The sequence below is a fragment of the Bradyrhizobium sp. 141 genome, from assembly GCF_023074055.1.
Classification (GTDB): Bacteria; Pseudomonadota; Alphaproteobacteria; order Rhizobiales; family Xanthobacteraceae; genus Bradyrhizobium.
The window spans coordinates 171333-193721 of the sequence record NZ_JADPKR010000080.1; the positions used below are offsets into that span (position 1 = coordinate 171333).

The 22389-nt window shown below is 63.6% G+C and carries 21 protein-coding genes; 6 read left to right on the top strand and 15 right to left on the bottom strand.

Annotated elements, in window-relative coordinates; genetic code table 11:
- Nucleotides 1-16: 16 nt before the first annotated feature.
- From proS to IVA81_RS21675, 8 genes are all read right to left on the bottom strand, one after another.
- Nucleotides 17-1336, bottom strand: a complete 1320-nt coding sequence (gene proS / locus IVA81_RS21640) for a proline--tRNA ligase (protein WP_247321672.1) — start codon at nucleotides 1334-1336, stop codon at nucleotides 17-19.
- A 144-nt stretch (nucleotides 1337-1480) separates the two neighbouring features.
- A complete protein-coding gene (locus tag IVA81_RS21645) occupies nucleotides 1481-3043 on the bottom strand; it encodes a CopD family protein (protein WP_247321674.1) in 1563 nt (520 codons plus the stop codon).
- The gene (locus IVA81_RS21650) at nucleotides 3043-3570 is read right to left on the bottom strand and encodes a YcnI family protein (protein WP_247321676.1); all 528 of its coding nucleotides are present in this window, start codon (nucleotides 3568-3570) and stop codon (nucleotides 3043-3045) included. The genes IVA81_RS21645 and IVA81_RS21650 overlap by 1 nt, the downstream gene beginning before the upstream one ends.
- Before the next feature lie 28 nt (nucleotides 3571-3598).
- Nucleotides 3599-4135, bottom strand: coding sequence for a copper chaperone PCu(A)C (locus IVA81_RS21655; protein WP_247321678.1), 537 nt, complete (start codon nucleotides 4133-4135; stop codon nucleotides 3599-3601).
- A 27-nt stretch (nucleotides 4136-4162) separates the two neighbouring features.
- Nucleotides 4163-4660 carry a TlpA disulfide reductase family protein gene (locus tag IVA81_RS21660; RefSeq protein WP_247321851.1) on the bottom strand — a complete coding sequence of 166 codons (498 nt, stop codon included), beginning with the start codon at nucleotides 4658-4660 and terminating at the stop codon, nucleotides 4163-4165.
- Nucleotides 4657-5868, bottom strand: coding sequence for a sialidase family protein (locus tag IVA81_RS21665; RefSeq protein WP_247321680.1), 1212 nt, complete (start codon nucleotides 5866-5868; stop codon nucleotides 4657-4659). The genes IVA81_RS21660 and IVA81_RS21665 overlap by 4 nt, the downstream gene beginning before the upstream one ends.
- A 26-nt stretch (nucleotides 5869-5894) precedes the next feature.
- Nucleotides 5895-8321, bottom strand: coding sequence for a TonB-dependent receptor (locus tag IVA81_RS21670; RefSeq protein ID WP_247321682.1), 2427 nt, complete (start codon nucleotides 8319-8321; stop codon nucleotides 5895-5897).
- A 95-nt stretch (nucleotides 8322-8416) separates the two neighbouring features.
- Nucleotides 8417-8791, bottom strand: coding sequence for a DUF2946 domain-containing protein (locus IVA81_RS21675; protein ID WP_247321691.1), 375 nt, complete (start codon nucleotides 8789-8791; stop codon nucleotides 8417-8419).
- A gap of 482 nt (nucleotides 8792-9273) precedes the next feature.
- Here IVA81_RS21675 and IVA81_RS21680 point away from each other — a divergent pair, with 482 nt between their 5' ends.
- The 4 genes from IVA81_RS21680 (at nucleotide 9274) to IVA81_RS21695 (ending at nucleotide 13404) form a co-directional block, all read left to right on the top strand.
- Nucleotides 9274-9678, top strand: coding sequence for a globin (locus IVA81_RS21680; protein WP_247321694.1), 405 nt, complete (start codon nucleotides 9274-9276; stop codon nucleotides 9676-9678).
- Between the two features lie 138 nt (nucleotides 9679-9816).
- Complete coding sequence (locus IVA81_RS21685; RefSeq protein ID WP_247321696.1) at nucleotides 9817-10839, top strand: sugar ABC transporter substrate-binding protein; 1023 nt, start codon at nucleotides 9817-9819, stop codon at nucleotides 10837-10839.
- A 21-nt stretch (nucleotides 10840-10860) separates the two neighbouring features.
- Nucleotides 10861-12363 carry a sugar ABC transporter ATP-binding protein gene (locus tag IVA81_RS21690; protein ID WP_247321698.1) on the top strand — a complete coding sequence of 501 codons (1503 nt, stop codon included), beginning with the start codon at nucleotides 10861-10863 and terminating at the stop codon, nucleotides 12361-12363.
- 12 nt (nucleotides 12364-12375) lie between these two features.
- Complete coding sequence (locus IVA81_RS21695; RefSeq protein ID WP_247321700.1) at nucleotides 12376-13404, top strand: ABC transporter permease; 1029 nt, start codon at nucleotides 12376-12378, stop codon at nucleotides 13402-13404.
- Between the two features lie 234 nt (nucleotides 13405-13638).
- Here IVA81_RS21695 and IVA81_RS21700 read toward each other — a convergent pair whose 3' ends face one another.
- Complete coding sequence (locus IVA81_RS21700) at nucleotides 13639-14340, bottom strand: L-2-amino-thiazoline-4-carboxylic acid hydrolase (protein WP_247321703.1); 702 nt, start codon at nucleotides 14338-14340, stop codon at nucleotides 13639-13641.
- Nucleotides 14341-14372: 32 nt separating this feature from the next.
- Nucleotides 14373-14765, bottom strand: a complete 393-nt coding sequence (locus IVA81_RS21705; protein WP_247321705.1) for a RidA family protein — start codon at nucleotides 14763-14765, stop codon at nucleotides 14373-14375.
- Nucleotides 14766-14893: 128 nt separating this feature from the next.
- Between IVA81_RS21705 and IVA81_RS21710 the strand changes: the two genes are divergently transcribed.
- Complete coding sequence (locus IVA81_RS21710) at nucleotides 14894-15520, top strand: LysR family transcriptional regulator (protein WP_247321707.1); 627 nt, start codon at nucleotides 14894-14896, stop codon at nucleotides 15518-15520.
- 172 nt (nucleotides 15521-15692) lie between these two features.
- Nucleotides 15693-16769: a serine hydrolase gene (locus IVA81_RS21715; protein ID WP_247321709.1), complete on the top strand. Its 1077-nt coding sequence runs from the start codon at nucleotides 15693-15695 to the stop codon at nucleotides 16767-16769.
- Between the two features lie 166 nt (nucleotides 16770-16935).
- On the opposite strand, the gene IVA81_RS21720 is transcribed toward IVA81_RS21715, so the two are convergent.
- The 5 genes from IVA81_RS21720 to IVA81_RS21740 are packed head-to-tail and all read right to left on the bottom strand — an operon-like array spanning nucleotide 16936 to nucleotide 22343.
- Entirely contained in the window at nucleotides 16936-17979 is a 1044-nt protein-coding gene (locus IVA81_RS21720; RefSeq protein WP_247321712.1) for an oligopeptide/dipeptide ABC transporter ATP-binding protein, read from the bottom strand.
- Nucleotides 17972-18952 carry an ABC transporter ATP-binding protein gene (locus tag IVA81_RS21725; RefSeq protein WP_247321713.1) on the bottom strand — a complete coding sequence of 327 codons (981 nt, stop codon included), beginning with the start codon at nucleotides 18950-18952 and terminating at the stop codon, nucleotides 17972-17974. Before IVA81_RS21725 ends, IVA81_RS21720 begins: the two co-directional genes overlap by 8 nt.
- Nucleotides 18949-19770: an ABC transporter permease gene (locus tag IVA81_RS21730; protein ID WP_247321714.1), complete on the bottom strand. Its 822-nt coding sequence runs from the start codon at nucleotides 19768-19770 to the stop codon at nucleotides 18949-18951. The genes IVA81_RS21725 and IVA81_RS21730 overlap by 4 nt, the downstream gene beginning before the upstream one ends.
- Entirely contained in the window at nucleotides 19767-20690 is a 924-nt protein-coding gene (locus IVA81_RS21735) for an ABC transporter permease (protein WP_247321852.1), read from the bottom strand. Before IVA81_RS21735 ends, IVA81_RS21730 begins: the two co-directional genes overlap by 4 nt.
- A gap of 60 nt (nucleotides 20691-20750) precedes the next feature.
- On the bottom strand, nucleotides 20751-22343 hold the full coding sequence (locus tag IVA81_RS21740) for an ABC transporter substrate-binding protein (RefSeq protein WP_247321715.1): 1593 nt from the start codon (nucleotides 22341-22343) through the stop codon (nucleotides 20751-20753).
- Between the last annotated feature and the right edge of the window lie 46 nt (nucleotides 22344-22389).

Consider the following 22389-nt stretch of genomic DNA (forward strand, 5'->3'; position numbering starts at 1 on the left):
CAGCCGACCAGCCTTATCAGCCCACAAGTCTTGCGACCGCGTCGGCAGGCGACATGGTCTCGCGGGAGCCGTCACTTCGCCGCTTGATCTCGACCTTGCCGTCGGCGAGCCCCTTCGGCCCGATCATGATCTGCCAGGGGATACCGATGAGGTCGGCGGCGGCAAACTTGGCGCCGGCACGCTGATCGGTGTCGTCATAGAGCACGTCGACGCCCTTGGCGGCGAGCTCGGCATAGAGCTTCTCGCAAGCCGCATCGACGGCGGCATCGCCCTGCTTGAGGTTGAGGATGGACACGCGGAACGGTGCCACCGCCTCCGGCCATTTGATGCCGGCATCGTCATGGCAGGCCTCGATGATGGCGCCGAGCAGGCGCGAGACGCCGACGCCGTAGGAACCGCCATGGATCGGCACGTCGACGCCGTCGGGGCCGGCGACCAGGGCCTTCATTGCGTCGGAATATTTGGTGCCGAAATAGAAGATCTGGCCGACCTCGATGCCGCGTGTGTTCACCCGCTTGTCCGCGGGCACTTCCTGCTCGAAGCGCGCGGCATCGTGCACATCCTCGGTCGCAGCATAGACCGATGTCCATTGCTTGATGATCGGCGTCAGGTCGCTCTCATAATCGACGTCCTCGCCGGGCACCGGCAGGTCCAGCACGTCGCGATTGATGAAGACGCCGGATTCCCCGGTTTCGGCCAGCACGATGAACTCGTGGCTGAGGTCACCGCCGATCGGGCCCGTCTCGGCCCGCATCGGGATCGCCTTCAGCCCCATCCGCGCGAAGGTGCGCAGGTAAGCCACGAACATCTTGTTGTAGGCAACGCGCGCGGCGGCCTCGTTGAGGTCGAACGAATAGGCGTCCTTCATCAGGAACTCGCGGCCGCGCATCACGCCGAAACGCGGACGCTGCTCGTCGCGGAATTTCCATTGAATATGATAGAGATTCAGCGGCAGGTTCTTGTAGGACTTCACATAGGCGCGGAAGATCTCGGTGATCATTTCCTCGTTGGTCGGCCCGTACAGCAGCTCGCGCTTGTGACGGTCGGCGATGCGCAGCATCTCCGGACCATAGGCGTCGTAGCGGCCGCTCTCGCGCCAGAGGTCGGCAAGCTGGAGCGTCGGCATCAACAGTTCCAGCGCACCGGAGCGGTCCTGCTCCTCGCGCACGATCTGCTCGATCTTCTTCAGCACGCGGAAGCCGAGCGGCAGCCAGGCATAGATGCCGGCCGCCTCCTGCCGGATCATGCCCGCACGCAGCATCAGCCGATGCGAGACGATCTCCGCCTCTTTCGGATTTTCCTTCAGGATGGGCAGAAAGAACCGCGACAACCGCATGGCAATACTCTGGGAATCAGTGATCGCCTGCAGTGAAACCGGATTGAGAGCGAAAACACAAGACCGGGAATGAGGAAAAGCCGCTAAGGCAACGGAATTCCTGTCATTTTTCCGTCGGACTTCAGGTTCAGCTTGAGCTGTGCGTTATGGCAACGTGACGTCGAGTTCATCTTCGAGCGTGATTTGCTCGAAGTCGGTTACCAGCGCGTCGATGCGCACATGCCAGCGGCCCGCAAAGGGAAGCTCCACCTTGCGCACATGCCAATAGCCATCCGGCCCTAGCGAGGCCTTCCACTCCATCGGCTCGATGCCGCGCTCGGGCAGGCTCAGCGTCAACGTCGCCTCCTTGGCCGCCAGCGGCGTCCCCTCGCCGGTCATGAGCTGGAGCACGAAATCGTCGAGCCCCGGCTTGCCCGGAGAGACCAGGACCTGGAACATCGCTTTGTCGCTGTGGATGTGGATCGCCAAAGGGGTCTCGGGAACCATTGTCCGCGGCGGCGGCGTGAAGCGCCAGCCGGCGACCACAGCCAGGATGGCAAGAGCGACAATGCTTTCGAGCATGATCGAGCGCTTGAGGGTGGCCGCGGCCTTGCGAGCTCCCGCAAGTGCCGGGGTCAGGCGGAAGCGGTTGAACGCGGCCAGCGCCAGCAACACTGCGACCAACATCAGCTTGACCACGAGGATGAGGCCATAACGCGTCTCGATCAGCGCAGCCGGCTTGTCGAGCTGAACGATCGCGAGTCCAAGGCCGGTCAATGCCAGAACTCCGACTGCCGGCACGGCAACGCGGGAAAATCGGCTCACGACGGCGATCGTCGCAGTCGTCGGCTTCGACACCAGCGCGACGAGCGGGGCGAGAGCACCGATCCAGAAGGCAACACCGAGGCCATGGAGAAAGACCGCCGGACGTGTCAACGCCTGCGGCGGTGCCGTTGCGGCGTGCCCGGTCATGGCGAGCGACAGTCCGACACCGATGAATGCGATCATCGCAAAAGCGCGCGCGTACCATGCGCTGCGCAGCGCCATCCATGCGAACAGCATGGCTGCGAGGGCAACCATCAAGGCAGGGCCTGCGCTGGTCGCAAATGCCACCTTCCAGGGACCAGCCGTCGCGAGAGCAGTCGGAGGCAGCCCGAGGAGATCGAGGCCTAATGCGCCAACGGAGACCACCGCGCTCGGAAGGCCGATGGCGAGCGCCAGGCGCGGAACGGCCATCCCGGTCATCGACCACGCAACCCAGCGCGCGAAGAACGCGCCGCCGATTCCGACGAACAGTCCGACATAAAGGCCGACCCGCGCCAGCCAGATCAGCACGCCCAACCGGTCGTCCGCGGCGGCCGGAGGTTTCGTCGCCGTCGGCACGCCGATCGAGAAGGTCACCGATCCCGTGACGGAATGACCGTCCTGCGAGATCACGCGATAGCTGACGACCGCGGTCCCCTCAGGCAGATCCGCCGGCATCGCGACCGAAATCGTCTCGCCCGATGCACTGACACGGGTATCGTTCCGCGCCCTGCCCGCACCGTCGATCAGCCGGATTGCGCCCGGCGTCACCGTCTCGTTGAAGCGCAGCTCCACCGCTTTGGGCGCGGACCTGAGCATGCTGCCGCTCGCCGGCTCGACCGAGATCAGCGCGGCGTGCGCCCACGCGGCGCTCGCGAAGCCGGCAGCGAGGAGCAGCGTCGCAAGCGCGGCGAGCAGGCGCATCAGGGCTTTGGCAACAATTTCACGCCCGGCGCCGGCGACTTGCCCTCGGACTTGCCCTCGTGCGAATGTTTTGCCCCCTCCGCGGGAATCTCGATCCAGCGGCTGACGCCGGTCTCGCATTCCTGGACGACGGGGAAGTACAGGGTCGTGTTCGCCTTCAGGCTGTCGGTAAGGAACGTGCTAAGGACGAACTCGTCATAGTTCTTGTCCGGCAGCTTGCCGCCGGACCACGCCACCTCCTTGACGCCGGAGGAGAGCTTGTTGCCGTGATAGTCATATTCACCGGCATATTTGCCCTCGACAACGTCGACATTCCAGCCCGCCTTTGGCATCGGCTTCACTGCGATCACCCCTTCCGGGATCTGAACGCGGATCTTCACCGTCGGCGAGCCCGAGCAGCCGTGCGGCACGGTGAACACAGCCTTGTACGACGCACCGACTGTGGCTTGCTTGGTCTCGAGCGAGACATGCGCCGCCGCCGGCGAGGCGGCGAGCGCGGCAATCAGGAACAGGCAGGATCGCTTCATGTTCGGTCTCCGAGAGCCCAGATCAATCTCATTTCATCTTCATTCCCGAATGATCTGGCATCTTCTTCATGTCCATATGACCTGAATGCCCGGCATCGCCAGGCGCCTGCGCACCGACGCCCTGAACATCGAGGGAGACGGTGACTTTGCCGGCCTTCTCGAATTGCAGCGTCACAGGCACCTTGTCGCCCTGCTTGAACGGGCCCTTCAGCTCCTGGAGCATCAAATGATTGCCACCGGGCGCGAGCTTCACCGTCTTGCCGGGATCGATCGCGACCCCCTTGTCGAGCGGACGCATCTTCATGACGCCATTGTCCATCGCCATCTCATGAATCTCGGCCTTGCCTGCGATATCGGCGGACACGCTGACCAGCTTGTCCGCCGCCGTCCCCTTGTTCTCGATGGTCAGATAGCCGCCGGCGACCTTCGCGCCGCCCGGCGTCGCGCGGCTCCACGCCTGCGAGATCACGAGATCACCGGCCTTGACGTCGTCCGCGACCGCCGGTGCCGCGCAGAGCGCAACAGCGAACGCAGCGAGCAGCACGCCTTTCAACATTGTCTTCATATCGGTAATCCCTTTGCAGACTGAACTTCAGTGTTTGGAGAGTTGTTGCGCCGACCATTTTTCGAGATCGGCAATTTCGGCGGAGCCTTCGATCGTCGTGATGGCCCCTTCCCGGGAGATGAGCATGGTCCTGGGGATGTCGCCCTGCCAGGCAGGGTCGATCTCGAACCGCAAGCGCTCGGCAAAGCCGTCGTTGAAGACGAAGTTCTCGGTCGACGACAGCCCGGCCTTGTCGAGCATCGATTGCGTGGCGGCCGGCAGGTTTGGCACGAGATCGGCGCTGATCGTGACGACGTCGATCTCCGGATGGTCCTTTGCAAACCGCCCGAGCAACGGCAACTCGACCTTGCACGGCCCGCAGGTCACGCCCCAGAAGTGCACGAGCGTCGGACGCCCCGTATGCCCCCTCAGTACGCTTTGCCAGGTGCCGCGTTCGAACGGTTTAAGGCTGGGCGGCGCCCCAAGCGCCGACGCCGATGCGATCAGGACACCCAGACCCAGAATAGCTGCAAGTCGACGTCTCATGGTTGGTCCTCGATCGCTATAAGACGATAGCCATCCGCCTTCGTCATCCATGACAGGTAGATCTGCCCGCCGTTGGAAACGAGCAAGGGATGATCGGAGGTGTCGGTCGTGATCGATATCGCCTTCGGCGGCGACCAGGTCTCGCCATCGTCGCGGGAGGTCGCGATCTGGACCGAAGTCGTCTCGCCATCGAACTCCTTCCAGACCATCACCGTTCCCTTCGCGCCCGCAAGCACGTAGGGGCGCGTCGGGTTGCGGCCTGGGTGCCCCAGCGCCATGGGCGCGGAGAAGGTCCGTCCTTCGTCGCGCGAGTGGGCGTAGAACAATCCCTTCCGCGCCTTCCCGTTCGTGTACCAGGCAACGTGATAGGTTCCGTTCGGCGCAACGGTGAGGCTCGGCCCGTGGTGCGGGCAGGCATTGATCTGCCAGTCGTCGTCGCTGACCCGACGGATTTCACCCGGTGTCGACAGGTCGGTGAAGGTCATGACGGCGTGGTCGCGCACGCCGCCGTCGAAGATATTTCTGAAGATCACTGCCGGCCGCCCGGGCGCCGCAAACGTCAGCCCCAATCGGCAACATTCGCAGGTGTTGTCACGCGCGAGACCGGCCTCTGTGTAGGTAGCACCGCCATCCCGCGACGAGGCAAAGAATAACCCCGCTCCCTCGTACTTGCGTCCTGCCTCCTTGGCAGGGACACGATTGCGCTTGTCGATCCACGCCGCAAAGACCGTTCCATCCTGATCAAGCGCCAGCGCTTCAAACCGCTGGCTCTCATTGTTTGCAGTGATGGGCTTCAGCTTCGCAAAGCTCTTACCCCCGTCGGCCGAGCGCGTGTAGAGCACCTGACCGTTGAAGGCCTCGTCTCTGAAGGTCGAGAACGCGAGCGCGATGCCGCCCTTGCGATCGACCACGATCTTCGGCCGCGCATCCGGCCCCCAATCGAGGTTCAGCCGTGTCGTCGTGACCTGGGTGGGCACCGAAAAACTGCGGCCCGCATCCTGCGAACTTGCGACCGAGACCTGCCCTCCCGCCATCCAGACCAGCCACAACGTTCCGTCCGGGCCGAAGGCGGGCGTCGCCTTGGTCGCACAGCGCAGCGTCGGCTCCTCACAGGCCGCTTCGGACGCGTGCTTGCCGTGCATCTGTCCCTGTGCCGCACTTTGCAGGAACACGCAGGCGACTATCCCAAGCAAGCCAGTTCGGATCATGGCCCTACTCCCTTCGAGAGCCCGGATCATTTGAACGCCACCTTCATACCCGCAACGAACAGGCGCGGCGAGCCCGCATAGATCGATCCCGTCGTGTTTGCGAGCGTGCTCCCGGGAATTTGAAGGCCGGCCGCCGTCACCGTATTTGCGATGTTGTTTGCCGACGCAACATAGGTGCGATCGAATACGTTCCTGACTTCGAGAAACAGATTGAGTGACCTGAAAGTGTCGGACACCAGATCGGTCTTGTAGTGGACGTTCACATTGACCAGTTCATAGCCCGGCGCCTTCAGCAGATTCGCATTGTCCATGTAGAAGGAGTCCTTCCACTGGACCTCGACGAAGCCCCCGAGGCCTGCCAGCGGCCCGGCGAACTCGTCGTAGCCAATGCGGGCTGTCAGTTCATGAGGCGAGATACCGGGAATCTTGTTGCCCGCACGGTTGAAGCTGAAGATGGCGCCATTGGTGATGTTCTCGACATATTCGGTATAGACCTCGTCGAGATAGGTGTACGCCGCCATGAACCGCCAGCCCGGATAGAATTTCCAGTCGGCTGCAAGCTCGAAGCCTCGGTGCTCCGATCGCGGCGCGTTGAACATATAGGTCGCGTTGCTCGCGCTGGGATTGCTGGCGGCTTGGCTGACCAATTCATTCCGGAAGAACTCGTAGAATGCCGTTGCACTCAGCTTGACCGCATTGCTTGGCGTCCAATCAAAGCCGAGATCATAGCCGACATTGGTTTGCGTCTGGAGCTGAGTGTTGTTGCCGAAATCACCGTTTGGAAGAACGAACAGATTCGACACCTGCGGCGTTCCGTATCCGGTCGCTACCCGTCCGCGAAACTGCCATTCTTGATTGAGCCTGTAGAGCAGCGCCAACTCGGGAGCCGTATTCTCAATCCTGCGATCGACGGTGGTGGGCGTAGGTATCGTAGCTACCGGAACGTTGAACGTGTTGTATTTGTAGAGGGTATTGACACCCTTCAGGATGGTGGTTTCCCACCCAATTCCGGCGATCGCGGTCAAGTCAGGAGTGAGCTTCAGTTCCTCCCTCGCACGTATCCCGTAGTTGGATGTATCGCTGAAGGTATTGGCCGAGGGCAGCCCCAACGTGGCGTTTCCGCCCGGCATGACGTTACGCGTATCGCTCGACGCCACGAGTGTATTGTACCAGGCGCCGACCAATGTGGTGGACTCCATGCCGAAGATTTCGCCGCGCTTCGTAATGTCGCTCATGTAGTTGTACGAGGGGAAATCGCCGATCGCGCTGGTCGCGCCGGTAGGCTGGCTGATGTTCCTGTCGTCGAAGACGAACTGGTTCCGCCAAATCATCGTGTTATCGAAGTCGTGCTCCCATCGTGCTCCGACAATGGTCCGTCGATCGTTTCGCCCGAGACCTGCTTGCGTCGCCGTCTCCGGGTCTCTGTCGGCGGCGACGCCCGTTCTTGCGTTGAAGCCGTTCCTGAATAGAGACACGGTGGGACATCCGGCAGCCGCCGTCGCACCGGTCGTGCACCCCTGCTGGAAGGGATTGGTGTAGAACTGGTTCAGCGACTGCCGGATCGGCAGCCGCGCGCTGAGGTCGTTGTTGATGATCTTGACCGTGAAGCGGTCGTCCGGCGTCGCTTGGAGGGTGCCGAGGAAATTGACGGTCTGGGTATTGAACCAGCTGTTGCCGATATAGCCGTCGCCCCGCGTCTCGCTTGCGAACAGCGAGCCCTCAAAATTCCCGACCTTCTTGCCGGCAGCGAGGTAATTGTTGAGGTAGCCGTAACTGCCACCGTCGACGCCATATTCGACGCCGTCGATCGTGCCGCCCGGCCGTGTCCGGAAATTGAGCGCGCCGCCGGTTGCGTAATTGCCATAGAGCGCCGACGAGGGGCCGCGGATCACGTCGATCGCACCATAGGCGTGAGGATCGATCAGGTCGCTGCGCGACAGGCCGTCCGGCTGCGTCACCGGGAAGCCGTCCTCGAAGATCACGAGATTGCGGATCGCGAAACCGTTCCGGGCGTTGGATCCGCGAATCGAGATGCCGAAGTCCCGAGGACCGTTGCCCTGCTTGATCGAAATGCCCGGACTGTCCCGCAAGACGTCGCTGACCGAAAACGACGGGCGATTGTCGAACTGGCTGCGATCGATGGTCGTCGCGGTCTGGCCGGCCGGCGACTGATTGAGGCTAGCCCGCAACTCGCCGGCGCTCCTCGTGTTGTTTTGCCCCTGGGCGCCATCGCTCGCGTTCCGCGCGACCGGCCTCACGACGCGAGCCGCCGAAGCGGCGCGCGATCGCGATGGCCGGGTGATTGGTTTGGGACGGGTGGCCTGTGGCGCCTCGACCGTCACCGCGGGCAGCGTTTCCGAGGCAGCCTGGGCGAGCGCGTCTGAACCGATCGGGGACACCAGCCCGAAAAGCACGGGCAAACCCGCGCTTCCGATCGCACGAATGCGTAACATCACTTGAATTCCTGACATCCGGCACGTCGGCCGGTCTATTGAGCACGCCATCGGCACGGCAACGGCTCGCGCCAACGGTTCGGTTTGTTGCTACGTCAGGAAAGTTGAGGCGGGGCGCGCGCCTGGGCGCTCGAGCCCTCGTGAACGGCGATGGCGAGCGCATCCGCCGGATGCCACACCACGGGCTCGGCATGGCGGAAGGGGATCGGAAGCGCCGCGTGCGCCGGCGAATCGAGCGACGCGTTGGCCTGGGCCAGGCAACACAGGGCGCACGCACCGGCATGCGCGATCGGCGCGCCGGTCTGGTCGCTCAGGCCGCCTTGATCGCTCGCACTGTGGCAGATGACGGCGGCGGACAGTGGATCGGCAACGGCCAGGCCGGTAGCCCAGCAGGCGGCAATCGGCGCCAGCACCTGCATCACCAGGGCGAGCAGGACCAAGGGTAAGAATTTCTGTAGCCGTGCGCGCATCCGCCGAACCATTCGTTCGCCCGCTAACTAAACACCGTGCCCGGCCCAAGTCGAGGACAGTTCCGCCGCCTTCTTGGCCCAGCGCAAATTTGGTCGAGAACCGTGGGCGGAACTAACCCACCACGGGACCGGAGTCGGGCATTTGAGGCATGTCAAACCGCCCCGCCACCCACAGATTTCTTATATTTGTCATATACTTGGGAGGCAAAAAGCCCGATCATTTCGTCAACTGCTCGAATTTTGAACATTCGTTGCCGAAAATGATGACAAGTGAGAAAAGTTGATCTAGCATCCTCTTGCTCAGACAGACCGTGAGGTCGAAGTCTGGTGGTCCAAGTCTCGGGAGGAGCCCCTGGCGCGCAAAACGCAGCGTCGCCCCGTCAATCAAGAGCAAATCTTAGAATCGGGGAAAATAGGGTCGACACAATTTTTGAGCGGGGCTAGGGCCCCGCTCTTTTTTTGTCCACGAGGCTGAAGTCCCGATGAAGGCTTCGTCCCATCCGATCGAAATCAGCTTCGAACTCGCGGCCTCGCGCTGCGCGGATCTCACGCCCCTCGTCTACCAACGCCTGTTCGACGCGCATCCCGAAGCACAAGCGATGTTCCGCTCGGACGGCAGTGACCTCGTGAAGGGCTCGATGCTCGCGCTGACGATCGCGGCCATTCTCGATTTCGCCGGCGCGCGTCATGGCCATTTCCGGCTGATTGCCTGCGAGGTCGCCTCCCACGACGCCTATGGCACGTCGCGCCAGCTGTTCAGCGCCTTCTTCACTATCATCAGGGATACGCTGCGCGATCTGCTCGGCGATGAATGGTCAACCGAGATCGCGCAGGCCTGGGACACATTGCTCGTCGACATCGACGCACTCACCGGGACGACGGCCTGACGCTTTGCGCTGCACCAACCCGGCTTGCTGCGATGGCGAGTGATTGCAGATTGAGTGGCGTCAACTCTTGTGAGACACTTTCGGACATCGGTCGCGCAATCAATGACGCGCCGACGATAAAATGTATGGGAGCGAGCGATGTCCGGGACGAAAGATTTCTCGACGACGAGGCGCGATCTTCTTCAGGCGGCAGCGACCGCCGGCGCCGGAGCTGCCCTCTTCGGCAGCATGGGCATAAATCCAGCACTGGCCGCCGAAGTCGGACGCAGCGAGAAACCACTGAAGGCGGCGTTCTCCAATGCGGGCCTCCAGGCCACCTGGTGCGCGCAGGGCAAGCAGGCCGCCGAATTCTGGGGCAAGCTGTTCAACGTCGAGGTCACCTGGTTCGATGGCCAGCTCGACGCCGTGAAGCAGCGCGCGGCGATCGACAACATGGCCTCGCAGAAATGGGATTTCGTCGCGATCCAGGCCTTCGGCATCGGCACCCTCACCCAACCCGTGCAGAAGATGATCGACGCCGGCACGCCGATGATCGACATGGACACGCTGATTGCGCCGCTCGATCAGATCAACGTCCACTCCTTCCTCGCTCCCGACAACGAGTTCATGGGCGCTTCGGTGACCCAGGCCCTCTGCAACGCCATGGGCGGCAAGGGCAAGATCATCATGACGCAAGGCGCGCTCGGCCATACCGGCGCGCAAGGACGGGCCAAGGGCTTCACCTCGGTGGTCAAGCAATTCCCGGGGATCGAGGTGCTCGACACCCAGCCGGCCGACTGGGACGTCTCCAAGACGGCGCGTCTTTGGGAAACGTATCTGACCAAGTATCCGCAGATCGATGCGGCGTTCTTCCACAATGACGACATGGCGCTCGCCGCCGCCAACATCATGAAGGCACGGGGCCGCACCAACATCCTGATCGGCGGCGTCGACGCCATGCCGCCGGCGATCCAGGCGGTGAGCGAAGGCCGCATGTTCGCGACCGTCCGCAATCCCTCATGCCGCATCCATGGCGGCGCCATCATCGCGGGCGTCTCGGCCGTGGTCGGCGGCGAGAAGAGCGGACAGGGCATTCCCAAGAACGTCGTCACTGACGGCCCGGTCGTGACCAAGGCCAACGCCGCCGGGATGCAGTGGATGCAGGATCACTTCCTGATCTGAGCCTGCAAGATCTGAACCTTCATGTCAGAGGGTCGCTCGCCCATCCTTGAACTGCAGGGCATCACGAAGAGCTTCGGCGGTGTCGAAGCGCTTCGTGGTGTCGACTTCGCGCTTCTTCCCGGCGAGATCCACGGTCTCGTCGGCGAGAACGGCGCTGGGAAAAGCACGCTGATGAAAATCATCGCCGGCGTGCACACCGAGTTCTCCGGCCGCTTCCTGATCGACGGCGCGGAAACGCATTTCCGTTCGGCCCGCGACGCGCACGCGGCCGGCATCGCCATGGTGCATCAGGAGCTCTCTGTCGCGCCTGACCTCACGGTCGCCGAGAACGTCTTCCTCGGCAACCAGCCGACCAACCGGTTTGGCCTCGTGCAATGGCGGCGCATGGCGCGCGAGGCCGGCGAGCAGCTCGCCCGCTTCGGCATCGACGTCGATCCGATGAGCAGGCTCGGCGACTTACCCATCGGGCTGCAGCAGCTGATCGAGATCGCCCGCGTGCTGTTCTCCGGCGCTCGCATCGTCATCCTGGACGAGCCGACCTCCGCCCTCTCCCCGCCCGAGGTCGAGCGGCTCTTCTCAACACTCCGACGATTACGCGAGGAAGGCACTGCCATCGTCTTCATCTCGCATTTCATCGAGGACATTTTGCGCGTGTCCGACACGGTGACTGTGTTCCGCAACGGACGGAAGGTTGCGGAGACAGCGAGCGCCGCGACCAGCAAGGGCGCCCTGATCGAAGCGATGATCGGCCGCGGCGGCGAGGCGCTCGAGCACAGCTACACCGACGATCTGATGTTGCCACAGCCGAGCGGAAGCTCGGTGATCCTGAAAGTCGACCAGCTGTCCCTCGCCCGCAGTCTTCAGGACGTCTCCTTCGAGGCCCGTGCCGGCGAAGTGCTCGGCATCTACGGCTTCATGGGCTGCGGCCAGCAGGAGCTGTCGCGTATCCTGTTCGGCAAGCTGAAGCCGGACAGCGGCACGCTCGCCGTCGAGGGAAGGCCAAAGACCTTCGCCAGCACGGCGGCAGCGCGGCGTGCCGGGGTGGCGCTGGTGCCCGAAAGCCGGCGCGACATGCTGTTTCACCAGGAGCCGGTCTACAAGAATATCTCGATCAGCATTCTGGACCGTATCTCGGCCCTGCTGCTGAAGCCGGCCCAGGAGCGCGACATTGCGCAGCGCCAGGTCGAGCAACTCCAGATCAGGCCGCCGGTGGTCGGCCTCGACCTCGGCATGCTCTCCGGCGGCAACCAGCAGAAGGTCGCGTTGGCAAAGTGGCTGACCTACCCGCCCAAGCTGCTGGTGCTGTGCGAGCCGACCCGCGGCATGGATGTCGGCGCCAAGAACGACGTCATCAACATCGTCCGCGACCTCCGCGCCAAGGGCCTTGCGATCATCGTGCTGTCGACCGAGCCGGAAACGGTGCTGTCGCTGGCCGACCGCATTCTCGTGCTCAAGCGCGGCGCAGTGGTACGGGAATTCAGGAACGAGCCGGTCAGCAAGGACCGCCTGCTGGAAGCGGCGTGACGGAGAAGCACCATGGCGAGCAGTGAAACGGTTCCGGCGGCTGGTCAGCGGGCGCGGGGCCTCGCGCCCTTCCTGCGCTCGCAGATGCGCAACATCGCGCCGTTCCTGACGCTGATCTTCCTGTCCGGCTTCTTCGCCTTCGCCAGCCCCTCCTTCGCGACACTGGACAATCTCGGCAACATCCTGACCCAGGTGTCGGTGACAGGCATCATCGCGGTCGGCCTCACCTTCGTGATCCTGTGCGCGGAGATCGATCTGTCGATCGCCAGCATTGCCAACGTCACCGGCATCGCGGTCGCCTACTTCACGCTCCAGGACTCCTACGTCAACATCGCCAACATCCCGCTGCCCGGCGCCGTCGCGATCATCGTGTCGATCCTGCTCTGCGCCCTGCTCGGCCTCGTCAATGCGCTCGGGCTGACCGTGATCGGAATCCCCTCCTTCATCATGACGCTGGCGATGATGCAGATCGCCGCCGGCATCTCGGCGCTGCTGGTGCGCGGCCAGATCGCCTACAAGGTTCCGAGCCTGATCACGACGCTCGGCTCGGGCTCGATCGGCGGCATCCCCTGGCTCGTCATCGTCGCAGCTATCATGCTGCTCGCCGGCCATCTGGTGCTGACCTACACGCGCTTCGGCCGCTACGTCTACATGGTCGGGGGCAATCGCGAGGCGGCCGAATATTCCGGCCTCAACGTCAAGCTCATCCTCGGCGCCGTCATGGTGATCTCGGCGGTCTGCTCCGGCATCGGCGGCATGCTTGGCGTCGCCCATTTCGGCAGCGCGCAGCAGAACGAGTTCGACACCTATCTGCTCGACTCCATCGCCGCCGTCGTCGTCGGCGGCACCAGCCTGTTCGGCGGCCGCGGCGGCATCGGCAACACCATCGTCGGGCTTTTGGTTCTCGGCGTTCTCAACAACGGCCTCGACCACGTCAACATCGACAGTTTCCTGAAGATCCTGATCCGCGGCCTGATCCTGCTGGCAGCACTGGTCATCAACGTCTATGCGCAGCGACTGAGGGAAAAAGCGGCGGAGTAGCCTTCCCTCAAAACAAAAAGTGCGAAAACAACCCCATGCACAGTAGCCGGGGCTAGCGGAATCAATGGCTTGCCGGCGACGCACAAAGGGTGATCCGTCGCCCTGAGGTGCGAGGCAGGCGATGCGAACGCATCGCCTGCGGAGCCTCGAAGGATGAAGGCCGAGATTCAGCCGGGCCATCGCCCTTCGAGGCCTCCGCCCAGCGGCGCAATTGCGCCGCAAGGCTCCGGCACCTCAGGGTGACGGTTCGATATCCGCTAGCCGCGAAAATCTGAAATCGCAGTGGTCTGCGCCGCCGGCCAGCGTTTGCGTCCGCTCCAGGCGGATGCCGCGCGTTGCGTAGGCGTCGAAATCGAGCCCGCAGATGTTCGTCAGGATGTCCTTGTCTCCGTGGCGCGCGGCGAATTTGCAGAAGCCGCAAGCCTTGTAGTCGATACCGAACTCAAAGTGGTCACCCGGGCCCGGTTCGACGAAATCGTAGACGAAATCTCCCGGAAACGCGTCCCGATGGCTCTTCGTGACGCTTTCTGCGGCCTGCTCGCGGAGCAACGCCTGGTTCTCCGGCGACATGAATTGGCGCCCCGCGGCGAGACGCTCCGCCTCGGGCACCGTGAGCAATTGTGCCTTGTAGGTTTCCCGCTCGATGTCGCCGATCACGGGCAGCGGCACGCCGTGTCGCCGGAGCACGCGGCTGATGGCCATGAAGCCCATGAGACGCATGAAGAAATCGCTCATGCGGCTTGCCGCGCCCCCGACATAGGGCATTTGGGTGAGCACGAGCTCGAATTCGTCCATCACCTCCCGCCGGATGGCGTTGGTATCGGACAGAAGGGCACGCTTGGACAACATCGTTTCGGCGAGGTCGAGCCGATGGCGCATGACGGCTTCCATGGCACCGCGATGCGCTTCGTAAAAGGGATGGATCGTCTCAGGCATTGGATGTTTCTCGATCGGGTTGGACTGTCACTTCATTCCGCGGCGATCGCCTCGATCTCCAGCAGCCATTTGCTGTCAACGGTCTCGACGATCACGACAGTTAACGCGGGCTGATGATCGCCGAGCATCGCGCGCCGAATGGTACGGTTGGTCACAACCTGGTTGCGGTCAGTCAGGAACGTCGTGACCTTGACTAGATGCGCGACGCCGAGGCCGGCTGCGGCGAGCACTTCCTTGACGTTGCGCCAGGCCTGCTCGCATTGCGCCTCAAAGCCTTCGGGCACGGCGCCGTCGGAGCTTTCAGGCACCTGGCCGCTGATGAACAACAGGCGGCGATGCTGCTTCAGTTCAAGTCCCATGCTGTAGCCGCCGGCGGGCGCGTGGACCGTTGCAGGATTGTGGCTGACGATGTGAGCTGGGGGCATGGGCTTCTCCGGGTTGCGGGCCGAACCCTATCCGGCGGCATCGCGGCGGCGCAAAGCATCATTCCTGCGGTTCAGCGCAAGAAAATCTATTGCAAGGCCGTGCTCCATCGGTGTCAAAGTGCGGCGCGATGACCTACGCCCTTCCCCCACTCAACGCGCTCCTCGCCTTCGAGGCCGCCGCCCGGCATCTCAGCTTCAAGCTCGCCGCGCACGAGTTGCATGTGACGCCGGCCGCCGTGGGGCAGCAGGTGAAGGCGCTGGAGGCACGCCTCGGCGTGCGCCTGTTCGATCGGCTGCATAAGCAGCTCATCCTCACCGCGGCCGGCCAGGCCTATCTGCCCGGGATATCCGAAGGCTTTCGTCACATTGCAGAGGCGACCTCACAGCTGAAGCCGGCAGGTGCGGTGCTGCTGCAATTGGGGGTCCATGGCAGCCTCGACCTGCGCCGCCTCGCGTTGGAAGAGTTTCGCAGCACGCATGCGGAGATCGGTCTGCGGGTGCTGCAGCCCGCCGGCCTGCACGAGCTGGTCGAAGGCAAGGTCGACCTGCTGATAGCTCGCGGTCTTGGCCACCATCCCGGCTATCGCTGCGACCGGATCGATGAGGGATCGGGTTTGGGTGATTGGCTGGTTGCGCCCGAAGGCACGGCGGACTGCCCCGAGGTCGTCAGTTTTCGCGAATGGCTGCGCACCCTGCAGGCTGAGAAGCCGCGCGCAAGCCACCGCCCTCGCCTGGTCGGCATCAGCGGACGCTGAGGGGGCTTGCTGACAGGCCGTGGTTTGAGCTGGCGCGAAGGACGTTTGACACGTCGGGCGAAACAGGATCACAAATTCAACGTGACGCCGGTCTTATGTCTGGGGGAGCCCTGAGCTCGTGATGGCTGCAATCGATCGTCGAACCGTTCTCATGGGTGGGGGAGCCCTTCTCATGGCGACAAACCCGCTTGCGGCCGCTCTATTCGAGTGGCAGTCGGTAACGCCGCCCGATGCAGGCTTTGCGCCTGATCTCGATGCGCGGCTCGACAAGCTGATCACGGACAATCGCGCCTGGGGCCTGCATGGCGTCGTCGTGACGCGCATGGGCAAGCTCGTGCTCGAACGTTATTTCGCCGGCGAGGATGAAGTCTGGGGCGCTCCTCGCGGCCGCGTCGCGTTCGGTCCCGAAACGCTGCACGACCTGCGCTCGGTCACGAAAAGCATTCTCGGCCTGCTCTATGGTATCGCGCTCGATCTCGGCAAGGTGCCCGCACCTGACCAGAAGCTGATCGCGCAATTCCCCGACTATGCCGACGCCGCTACTGATCCCCGCCTCCAGCGTCTCACCATCGCGCACGCGCTCACCATGACGCTGGGGTTCGACTGGAACGAGGACATTCCCTACCAGGAGCCGAACAACAGCGAAATTCAGATGGAGAAGGCGCCCGATCGCCTGCGCTACATCTTCAGCCGCCCCTTCATTTCCGATCCGGGCACGCGCTGGATCTACGGCGCGGCCGGCACCGAACTCATCGGACAGTTGCTGGTGAAAGGCGTCGGCCAATCGCTGCCGGATTTTGCGCGCGCAAACCTGTTCGATCTTATAGGTATCGGCCCGACCGAATGGACCAAGGGATTCAACGGGCAACCCGCGCCCGCATCCGGCCTGCGCATGACGCCGCGCGATCTTGCCCGCATCGGCCAATTGATCCTCAACCGCGGGCAATGGGACGGGCGTCAGATCGTTTCGGCGGACTGGCTCGCGAAATCGTTCCAGCCCTGCGTGCCCTGCGACGAGCAGCGCCGATACGGCTATTTCTGGTACAGCGGCGATCTGCAGTACGGCCATCCGCCGAACCGCCCGATCACACACTGGGTCGGCGGCTTCGGCTATGGCGGCCAGCGTCTGTTCGCAATGGCTGACCTCGGCGTCGTGGTCGCCATCACCTGCGGAAATTACGCCGACGAGAAGCAATGGATGCCGCCGATCCGGGTGATCCGCGACGTCGTATTGGCCGGGCTGAGGTGAGCGGAGCACTTCGAACTTCGCAGTTCACCGCAAGCGATGACCCGTCATCCTGAGGTGCGAGGCGAGCGATGCGAAAAGCATCGCATGCGGAGCCTCGAAGGATGAACGGCCGAGATGCACAGGCCGGGGCCATCGCCCTTCGAGGGCCGCTGAAGAAACGGCCACCTTAGGGTGACGGAGATAGAGCGAGGCTCGCTGCACCGATCTCCTCACTCCGCCAGCACCTCACCGCATGCCCGTCGGCGCGCGTCTCCAGCGACGGCCCCGGCTCTCTCCGGCACATGTCTTCCGCATACCGACAGCGCGGGCTGAAGGCGCATCCGTTCGGCGGGTTGAGCGGGTTGGGAAGATCGCCGCCCGTCGTCGCCAGCGGTGCGTGGCGCAGCGGATCGGGGATGGCGGCGATCAGGGCTTGCGTGTACGGGTGCGCCGGGCGTTCGAATATCTCGCGCCAGTCGCCGTTCTCGACGATGCGGCCGAGATACATCACGGCGACCCTGTCGCTCATGTGCTCGACGACGCCGAGGTCGTGGCTGATCATGATGTAGGAGAGGCCGAGCGTCTCCTTCAACTCCAGCAGCAGATTGATGATCTGGGCGCGGATGGAGACGTCGAGCGCCGAGACCGGTTCGTCGCAGATGACGATCTTGGGATTGAGGATCAGGGCGCGCGCAATGCCAATGCGCTGGCGCTGGCCGCCGGAGAATTCATGCGGGTAGCGGCCCGACTGTTCCGGCCGCAGGCCCACATGTCGCAGCATCGTCGCAACGCGATCCTCGATCTCGCTTTTCGCGGTCACGCCGTGCACGCGCAGCGGATCTTCAAGCGTGCGACGCACGGTCTGGCGCGGATTGAGCGAAGCGTAGGGATCCTGAAACACCATCTGCACGGTGCGGGCCAACGCCTTGCGATCGCCGGATTGCCGGTTCGTGACGACCTCGCCATCCAGCACGATGCGGCCGCGCGTCGGCGTCAGGAGGCCGAGGATCGACAATGCGACCGTCGACTTGCCGGAGCCGGACTCGCCGACGAGGCCGAGGCATTCACCCCGCCTCAAGCTGAGGTCGACGCCGTCGACGGCCCGGAGCAGCCGCCGGCCGCCGCCCAGCAAGCCGCCGCCCAGCGGAAAATGCACCGCGAGATCCTCGACGCCGAGGATGAGATCGTCGTCCGGCCTCGCCTTGCCCTGCACGAGTTGCGGCTCATGCATGGTGATGACACCTGACCAGACCGCCCGCCTCCAGCGGATCTGTCTCCGGCGCGCGGGTCCGGCAAATATCGGTCGCCTGCGCGCAGCGCGGGTTGAACCGGCAGCCATCAGGGAAATTCGTGATGGCCGGGACGACGCCCGCGATCTCCTTGAGCCTGCTGCGCCCGAGCGCGGCGCGGCTGCCGAGCCGCGGCAGCGAGGCGACCAGGCCTTGCGTATAGGGATGCGAGGGCGAGCGGAAGATATCCGCCGAGCCGCGCTCCTCGACGATGCGGCCGGCATACATGACGGCGACGCGGCGGCAGACATTGGCGACCAGACCGAGATCGTGGCTGATCATCAGGGTCGCCGTTCCTCGCTCCGCGCACAAATTCCGCATCAGTTCGATGATTTCGGCCTGCACGGTCACGTCGAGCGCGGTGGTCGGCTCGTCGGCGATCAGCAGATCCGGGCCGCATGCGAGCGCGATGGCGATCATCACGCGCTGGCGCATGCCGCCGGACAGCTGATGCGGATAGTCCTTTACGCGCCGCTCGGGTGCGGGAACGCGCACACTCGCCAGCGCCTCGACCGCGAGTTGGTCGGCCTCCCGCCAGCTCTTGCCCTTGTGCAGCACGAACATCTCGGCGATCTGCCGGCCTACGGGTGAGACCGGGTTCAGCGCCGTCATCGGCTCCTGGAAGATCATGGCGATGCGATTGCCGCGGAGCTCCCGCTGCCTGGCGGCGGACAGGTGCTGGATCTCCCGCCCCTCGAACCGGATGACGCCGCCGCCGATCGACAAGGGGTGCCGCAACAGGCCGATCAAAGCGAGCGCCGTGATGCTCTTGCCGCAGCCGGATTCGCCGACGAGGCCAAACGTCTCGCCGCGATCGATGCGGAACGAAACGCCCTCGGCTGCCGCAACGCGCCTGGACCCGTCATCGAGATCGATGCGCAGATCCTCGACTTCGATCAGCGGCGTGCCGGTCATGTCCGCCGGCTCCGCGATTGGGGATCGAGGATGTCGCGCAGGCCGTCGCCGAGCAAATTGAGGCCGAGCACCGTCAGGAAGATGGCAAGGCCCGGAAAGATCGAGAGCCACGGCGCCGTCGTGATCTGCTCGCGGGCTTCCGACAGCATGCTGCCCCAGCTCGGAAAAGGCGGACGGACGCCGAGGCCGAGGAACGACAATGCGGCCTCGGACAGCACCGCGCTGCCCATGCCGAGCGTGCCGATGACGACGATCGGTCCGAGCATGTTGGGTAGCAGCTGCGTGATCATGATCCGCAAATCGCCATAGCCGAGCACGGTTGCTGCCTGCACATAACCCTGGCTCCTGAGCGACAGCGCCGAGGCCCGTGCGATCCGGCAGGTGAAGGACCAGTTGGTCAGACCGAGAGCGATGAGCAGGCTCGTCAGGCCAGGACCGAGCACCGCCATGATGGCGAGCGCGAAGATCAGCGAGGGGATCGCGAGCATGACATTGGTCAGGGCGTTGACGACATCGTCCCACCAGCCGCCCCAATAGCCGGCGCTCAGGCCCAGGGCCACGCCGATGACGCTGTTGATCAGCTGCGAGATGATGCCAACCGTCAGCGAGACCCGCGCGCCGTACACGACGCGGGAATAGATATCGCGGCCCTGGTCATCGGTCCCGAACCACCAGGTCCAGCTCGGCGGCTCCTCCGCGTTCATGAGGTTGGCGTCCATGACGGGATCGGTGTGCGCCAGCCAGGGCGCTAGCAGGCCGACGAAGATCGCAAGCGCGAACAACACCCCACCGATGACGAGATTGGCGCGGAGCTTCATGCGTATCTGATCCTGGGATCGATCACGCCGTAGAGCACGTCGATCAGCAGATTGATCGCGAGAAAGGCCAGCACCACCACGAGAATGGAGCCCTGGACGGCTGGAATGTCACGCTGGAGCACGCTGTCGACCAGTAGTGAGCCGATGCCTGGCCAGGAGAACAGCTTTTCGACGACGACGGCCTGCCCCATCAGTCCGCCGAATTGCAGGCCGACGGTCGTGAGGATGATGACGAGCGCATTGCGCATCACGTGCCACTTCACGACCCTGGTCTCGCTCATGCCCTTCGAGCGTGCGGTGCGGACGAAATCAGCGGTCATGATCTCGAGGACCGCGGCGCGGGTGGTGCGGGCGAAAAGCGCCATGGGCGAGACACCGAGCGTCACGGCCGGCAATAGCAGATATTTCAGTCCGCCGTCGCCATAGCCAAAACTCGGCAGCCAGCCGAGCTTCAACGCAAATAGATACATCAGCACCAGTCCGAGCCAGAATTTGGCGATGGACAGGCCCGAGACCGCCACGACCATCGCAAGCGTGTCGACGATACCGCCGGGGCGGAGCGCTGCGATGAAACCAAGCGGCACGCCGATCACGACGGCAAACGCCATGGCGGCAAATATGAGTTGCAGCGTCGGCCATGCCCGCTTGGCGATCATGGCCGTGACCGGCTCGCGCGTTCGGAACGAGGTCCCGAAATCACCGGTCGCGAGCTTGGCAATGTAGACGCCGAAGCGCACATAGACGGGATCGTCGAGGCCGAGCTGCTTTTTCATGCGCAGCTCGACCTGGGGATCCGCATCATCGCTCATGCTCGAAGCGATGCTGCCGGGAACGACGCTGAACAGCACGAAGACCAGCAGCACGACGGCAAGCACGGTCGGAATGGTCTGCAGGAGTCGACGGAACAGGAACGAGAGCATCGGCACTTTTCCTCTCTCCCTCCATCACATGACGCGATGGAGGGAGCGCGACAGCGCGCGTCACTTCGCGGGCGAGGTCTCGTCGACCCAGAGGTCCTCGACGTTCTGATGGGTCAGCTCCGTCGCATTCAGCTGAACGCCCTTGAGCCAAGGCTGCACCGCCATGACCGCCTTGTTGTAGTTGAAGAACCAGACCGGCGCCTCCTCATAGAGCAGCGCATTGGCCTTTTGCAGCAGCTGGATGCGCTTGGCGGGATCGTCGGCCTGCCCGGCCTCGTCGACGATCTTGTCGAACTCGGCGTTCTTGAAGGTCATGTAGTTGCAGGCCGGCTGCGGCGTCGACGAGTGGAAGCATTTGAGCGCGGCCTGCGGATCCGGACCGCTCGCCTGGGAATAGATGAAGGCCTGATAGTCGCCGCTGCGAACCACCTCCGCCAGCACCGCGGTCTCGACCTGCTTGACCTTGGCCTTGATGCCCACCTTGTCCAGCATCGGGATGACGGCTGAGACGATCGGCAGGCCCCAGCTTTCATTCTGGCTGGTGGTCCATTCAAATTCGAAGCCGTTGGGATAGCCGGCCTCGGCGAGCAGTTGCTTGGCCTTGGCGGGATCGTAGGGGTACGGCTTCATCGCCTTGTCGTAGGCCGGAGCGGTCAGCGGCAGCCAGCTGGTGGCGCGGTAGGCCTTGCCCTTGACCAGCTTGTTGATGATCAAATCGGTGTCGATCGCGTAGTTGATGGCCTGCCGGACGCGCTTATCGGCGAACGGCTTGAACGAGGGATTCATGCCCATGTAGCGCGTGAAGACCTCGGCGACCTCGACGATGGTGCCCTTGAGGGCGGCGTCGGATTGATAGGCGACGTATTGCGCCGGCCCCAGCACCGAGGTGTCGATCTCCTTGTTGCGGAAGGCGACATCGCGGGCCGCGGCTTCGCCCATGACCGACACGACGATCTTGTCGGCATAGGGCTTGCCGGGCTTGTAGAACCGCTCCCACCGCTCCAGCACGATGCGCGATCCCGGCACGTGCTCGACGAACTTGAACGGTCCGAGACCGATCGGCTTCTGGATAAAGCTTTCCTTGGCCCCTTCGTCGGCGGGATAGATCGAGGTCAGCGCGGTGAAGAAGTAGAAGCCGGGATCGACCTTCTCTGTCAGCTTCATTTCGAGAGTGAAATCGTCGATTTTCTTCAGGCCGGAGATCTCCTTGGCCTGGCCCTTCTCGACCGCGGCCGCGCCCTCGATCACGCGGACGAAACGCGCACCGGGAAAGGCTTTGGTGCCGTCCATGATGCGGGTGTAGGACCAGATGACGTCGTCAGCCGTCATCTTGCGGCCGTTGTGGAAATAGGCGTCGTCGCGCAGCTTGAAGGTGTGAACGAGGCCGCCGCCCGAGACCAAATCCTCCTTGGCCAGTTCCAGCACCGGCTTACCCTCAGCGGAATTCCAGATGTAGAGCGAGCGATGCAGCGCCTTGGCGTAGATCTCGTCCTGGGCGCGCTGCGTGGTGTGAATGTCGAGGCTCGTGAAACTCGAGCCATACGGCGCGGTCATGCGGATGGTTCCGCCCTTGCGTGGGGTCTGGGCCTCCGCCGCCGATCCGGCGAGCGCCAGTCCCAAACCAGCGACGATCGCAATCATCCTGAACATCATGAGTCCCCCAACAACGCAGGTGCATGCCGATCAGAGATTTGATCAT